This is a genomic window from Kocuria sp., assembly GCF_030536815.1.
In the GTDB taxonomy this organism is placed as follows: Bacteria; Actinomycetota; Actinomycetes; order Actinomycetales; family Micrococcaceae; genus Kocuria; species Kocuria gwangalliensis.
In genome coordinates this window covers 3,245-8,215 of record NZ_JAUNPE010000099.1, presented here as the reverse complement: position 1 = coordinate 8,215, position 4,971 = coordinate 3,245, and the positions used below count along the sequence as shown (strand labels likewise).

Sequence of the window (4,971 nt, the reverse complement as noted above, 5' to 3'; positions counted from 1 at the left end):
GGTGTGGACGTCCGCGTGATGGTTCCCAAGGACTCCAACCACATCCTGGCGGACTGGGTGTCCCGTGGCTTCTACGGCCAGCTGCTGGACGCGGACATCACCATCCTGCTGTACGCGGCGGCCATGATTCACGCAAAAACCGCGACGATCGACGGCGAGTGGTCCACCGTGGGCACCGCCAACATCGACCGTTTATCACTGTCGTTCAATTACGAGACCAACGTGGAGATCGTGGACTCGGATTTCGCGGCGGAAATGGAGAAGGTCTTCGAAGCGGACTCCGAGCACTGCGAGATCCTCAGCTCCCCGCGCTGGCGTGATCGTCACCCCATGGCGCGCTTTGCGGAGACGGTGTTGATTCCGCTGCGACCGATCCTCTAACCGCGGCCAGCCACCCAGCCGGAACGCCCCGGGAGGTTACTCGGAACGCCACCAGTCATCGGCTGGGGTCACGGGCACGGTGCGCTTGTGGCGTGATCTCAGGAAGATGGTTTCCAGCTGCTGCGCGACCTCGGCGGTAATCTCCTGACCCTCCAGGTAGTCGTCGATGTCGTCGTAGGTCAATCCCAGTTCGTCCTCGTCCGTGCGACCCGGATTGTCATCGAGCAGGTCCGCAGTGGGCGCCTTGGAGATCAACAATTCCGGGGCCCGCAGGTATTCGAGCAATTGGCGGTTCTGACGTTTGTTCAGGCCGCCCAACGGCAACAGGTCCGCGCCGCCGTCGCCGAATTTCGTGAAGAATCCCGTGACGGATTCCGCGGCGTGATCCGTGCCGATCACCAGCAGGTTGTTGTCCCCGCCGACGGCGTACTGGGCCGTCATACGCACCCTCGCCTTGGTGTTGCCTCGCGTGAAATCGGTCAGCTTTGATCCGGTGGCCGGTTCGTAAGCCTCCTCGAAACCACGCACGGCCGGAGCGACGTCAAAGGTGATCGTGCGGTCCGGCGCAATGAAGGCGAGAGCGGCCTGGGCGTCGTCCTCGTCGTGCTGGACGCCGTGGGGCAGACGCATGGCCATGAACTGGGCGTCCTCACCGTCGGCTCGAAGTCTCGTCACGGCCAGCTGGGCCAGCTTGCCGGCCAACGTGGAGTCCACACCGCCGCTGATCCCCAGAACGAAGCCTCGCGCGCGGGCGGCCCTGAAATAATCACACAGGAAACCCACTCGGCGTTCCACTTCCGTAGCGGGGTCGATCTGCGGTTTCACACCGAGTTCGGAAATGATCTGAGCCTGCAATTCACGCATGCGGATATGGTAACTCCCCAGTGTTTCGCAGGCGTTTCATGTCTGCACCCTCCGCTCCTCAAGGGTGATCACTGGCCCGCATGAGATGCTGATCACATGAGTGAAAACACCGAGTACGAGACCATTTTGGTGACCCGTGACGGCCGCGTTGGCGTCATCACCTTGAACCGGCCCAAGGCGCTCAATGCCTTGAACGAGCAGACCATGAATGACGTGGTCACCGCCGCCACCGAGCTCGATCGCGACCCGGATATCGGCGCCATTGTCCTGACCGGTTCCGAGAAGGCGTTTGCCGCGGGTGCTGACATCAAGGAAATGGCTACCAAATCGGCTGCCGAGATGTACCGCGTGGACTTCTTTTCACCCTGGGAGGCCTTCGCTCACTTGCGCACCCCCAAGATTGCAGCCGTGGCGGGTTACGCATTGGGTGGTGGTTGCGAATTGGCCATGATGTGCGACCTGATCATCGCCGCGGACACCGCCACGTTCGGTCAGCCCGAGATCAATCTGGGGGTCATCCCCGGAATGGGCGGCACCCAGCGCTTGACGCGCGCGATCGGTAAGGCCAAGGCCATGGACATGATTCTGACCGCCCGCCAGATGGATGCGGAAGAAGCCGAACGTTCCGGTCTGGTGGCCCGCGTGGTCCCGGCAGACCAGCTTCTGGAGACCGCCAACGACGTCGCTCGCACCATTGCAGGCCTGTCCAAACCCGTTGCCCAGCATGCCGTGGAGTCCGTGAACGCGGCCTACGAAACCACGCTCCAGCAGGGTGTGCAGTACGAACGCCGCGTGTTCCACGGCCTGTTCTCGACCGCGGACCAGAAGGAAGGCATGACCGCCTTCAGCGAGAAGCGCAAGGCGAACTTCACCCACGAATGAGCGAGTCGCCCGCGCCCTGTATCCGCATGTGCGGAGTGCGGGACAGCAAATGTCTGTAAATGCGGATATTATGGCACCATGACACACATTCGCGTGGCGGACGCCGCGCTGTTCCTGGGCGTCAGTGATGACACCATTCGGCGGTGGATCGATCAGGGAGTCCTGTCCAAACTCAGCGGGCCGTCCGGCCACACCGGGGTGGACGGACTGGAGCTTGCGCAGCTGGCCAAGAAGCAGGCCACCAATCCCAAGGATCCCGCGGTGATCGCGGGTTCGGCGCGCAACCGGCTGGTGGGGCTGGTGACCTCCGTGGTGTCCGATACCGTCATGTCCCAGGTCGAGTTGCAGTGCGGTCCGCATCGCATTGTGTCCTTGATCAGCACCGAAGCGGTTCGGGAACTGAATCTCGAACCCGGATCGGTGGCCACCGCCGTGGTCAAGGCCACGGCGGTGTCGATAGAAACCGCGGCCCAATCATGATGAGCCGGGTGAAGGCTCTCAAGGCCGCCGCGATTACCGCCGTGCTGGGCGCGGTTCTCGCGGGATGCGGATCCCCGAGCAGCGGTGGCGGCAATGCGGGCGGGTCCGCGGCAGCGTCGTCGGACGGGGATCGGACGCTGACCGTCTATGCGGCGGCATCCCTGGCGGACACGTTCGACCAGCTGGGCAGGGATTTCGAGGAAGCCCACCCGGGCACCACGGTGGCGCTCAATTACGGCGGTTCCTCCGGGCTGGCGCAGCAATTGATCGAGGGCGCGCCGGCGGACGTATTCGCATCGGCGGACCAAAAGAACATGACAAAGCTGACGGACGCCCAGCTCAATGACGGTGAGCCCACGATTTTCGCGACCAACACGCTGACCATTGTGGTACCCACGGATAATCCGGCTGACATCACCTCTTTCGACGACCTGCACAAGGACGGGGTCAAGCTGGTCACGTGTGCCCCCGAGGTGCCGTGCGGTTCGGCCACCCAGACCGTTGAGAAGGCCAATGGCGTGACCCTCGAACCCGTCAGCGAGGAGGGTTCCGTCACCGACGTGCTCGGTAAAGTGACCTCCGGTCAGGCGGACGCCGGGATCGTCTACGTGACCGACGCCAAGTCCGCCGGGGACAAGATCCAGACCGTAGACCTGCCCAAGGCTGACCAGGCCGTCAATGAATACCCGATCGTCAGTCTCAAGGATTCGAAGAACGCGGAGTTGGCCGCCGAGTTCGAGAAGTTCGTCACCGGGCCCCAGGGCGAGGAGGCCCTGCAGAAGGCCGGTTTCGGCGCGCCGTGATCGGCCGAGGTTTCCACAGCGCGCCCCGGTGGGCGGTCGTCCCGGCCGCTCTCGGGGCGCTACTGGTGCTTTTGCCGCTGCTGGGCATGCTCCTGCGGGTGGACTGGGCCCGGCTGCCCGAGCTGCTGACCTCCCAGGCATCGGTCACCGCGTTGCTGCTCACCCTGCGCACGGCGTTCGTTTCCACCCTCCTGTGCCTCGCGCTGGGGTGCCCCTTGGCGCTGGTGCTTGCCCGTTGGCAGGGCCGGTGTCTGGGGCTCCTCCGGTCCCTGGTGCTGTTGCCGCTGGTGTTACCGCCGGTGGTGGGCGGTATCGCGCTGCTGTACACGTTCGGCCGCATGGGGCTGCTGGGTCCGTCACTACGGGTGCTCGGCGTCGATATCGCCTTCACGACCACGGCGGTGGTCCTGGCCCAGACCTTCGTGGCGCTGCCCTTCCTGGTGGTGTCCCTCGAAGGGGCACTGCGTACCGTGGGCACCCGCTATGAGGAGATCGCCGCGGGCCTCGGGTCGTCCCCCACCCGCACGCTGTGGCGCGTCACGCTTCCGCTGGCTGCACCGGCGCTGTTGTCCGGCGCGGCGCTGTCCTTTGCGCGCTGCCTGGGGGAGTTCGGGGCCACGCTCACGTTCGCCGGCAGTCTGGAGGGGGTCACGCGCACCCTCCCGTTGGAGATTTACCTGCAGCGCGAGGTGGACCCGGACACGGCCGTGGCGCTCTCGTTGTTGCTCGTGGTCGTCGCGCTGCTCGTGGTGAGCCTCAGCGCGCCCTCCCGACGACGCCGCGGCGCCGGGTTCCGCGCCGGGCTCTTCCGGTGGGCGCGTGAGGCGGTTCCGGCCCGGGCCGCCGCCCGGTCGGAGGTGCCCGCCGAAGGAGCGGGAGAAACCACCGACAGGGAGGCCCCGCGCCATCCGGATCTCAGCTCAACAGGACGTGTTTCATCGAGGGCCGCGGGAGGAGTCGGGCTGGATGCCCACGTGGTCGTTGCGGAGCGAGGAACCGCCGCCGAGCTGAGCGTGGAATCCGGACGGACCGTTGCCCTGATCGGGCCCAACGGGGTGGGCAAGTCCACGGTGTTCGCTGTGGTCGCTGGCCTGTTGACCCCGAGCGCGGGACGTGTGCGGGTCGGCGGCCGCAGTGTCGTCATTGTGGCGGCCGACGAGCGGACGCTGTGGGTTCCGGCCCACAAGCGGGGGGTTGCACTCATGGCGCAGGAGGCGCGGCTGTTCCCGCATCTGAGTGTGCTGGACAACGTGGCATTCGGGATGCGGTGCAAGGGGCTGTCCCGAACGGCGGCGCGGAAGGGGGCCATGGCGTGGCTGCGAGAGGTCGGCGCAGAGCGGTTCTCCCAGCGTAGGCCGGACGAACTGTCCGGCGGGCAGGCGCAGCGGGTCGCGATTGCCAGGGTGCTGGCCGCGGAGCCGGACGTGGTGCTGTTGGACGAGCCTCTCAGCGCCCTGGACGTGACCGCCCGCCCGGAAATCAGGAGCGTACTCAAGCGGGTGCTCACCGACCGGACCGCGGTAATCATCACTCATGACGCGGATGACGTGGCGGAGCTGGC

Annotated in this window: 6 protein-coding genes and 1 pseudogene; 6 read left to right on the top strand and 1 reads right to left on the bottom strand. The window is 65.7% G+C overall.

Translation table 11 applies throughout. The features are described from left to right. A partial coding sequence (locus Q4E95_RS09345) for a phosphatidylserine/phosphatidylglycerophosphate/cardiolipin synthase family protein (protein WP_303383047.1) occupies positions 1–381 on the top strand: 381 nt, incomplete at its 5' end. A 36-nt stretch (positions 382–417) separates the two neighbouring features. Here the strand turns inward: Q4E95_RS09345 and nadE are convergent. Next, the gene (gene nadE, locus Q4E95_RS09340) at positions 418–1,245 is read right to left on the bottom strand and encodes an ammonia-dependent NAD(+) synthetase (RefSeq protein ID WP_303383046.1); all 828 of its coding nucleotides are present in this window, start codon (positions 1,243–1,245) and stop codon (positions 418–420) included. Between the two features lie 96 nt (positions 1,246–1,341). On the opposite strand from nadE, the gene Q4E95_RS09335 reads away from it, so the two are divergent. The 5 genes and pseudogenes from Q4E95_RS09335 to Q4E95_RS09315 form a co-directional block, all read left to right on the top strand. Next, complete coding sequence (locus Q4E95_RS09335; RefSeq protein ID WP_303383045.1) at positions 1,342–2,127, top strand: enoyl-CoA hydratase; 786 nt, start codon at positions 1,342–1,344, stop codon at positions 2,125–2,127. 78 nt (positions 2,128–2,205) lie between these two features. Next, positions 2,206–2,607: a molybdopterin-binding protein gene (locus Q4E95_RS09330; RefSeq protein ID WP_303383044.1), complete on the top strand. Its 402-nt coding sequence runs from the start codon at positions 2,206–2,208 to the stop codon at positions 2,605–2,607. Then, positions 2,604–3,410, top strand: a complete 807-nt coding sequence (gene modA / locus Q4E95_RS09325; RefSeq protein WP_303383043.1) for a molybdate ABC transporter substrate-binding protein — start codon at positions 2,604–2,606, stop codon at positions 3,408–3,410. The genes Q4E95_RS09330 and modA overlap by 4 nt, the downstream gene beginning before the upstream one ends. Continuing rightward, positions 3,407–4,171 (top strand): annotated as a pseudogene (locus Q4E95_RS09320) (ABC transporter permease); the annotation flags it as partial. The gene modA and the pseudogene Q4E95_RS09320, both read left to right, overlap by 4 nt. Beyond that, on the top strand, positions 4,157–4,971 hold an 815-nt coding region (locus Q4E95_RS09315; protein ID WP_303383048.1), incomplete at its 3' end, for a sulfate/molybdate ABC transporter ATP-binding protein. The pseudogene Q4E95_RS09320 and the gene Q4E95_RS09315, both read left to right, overlap by 15 nt.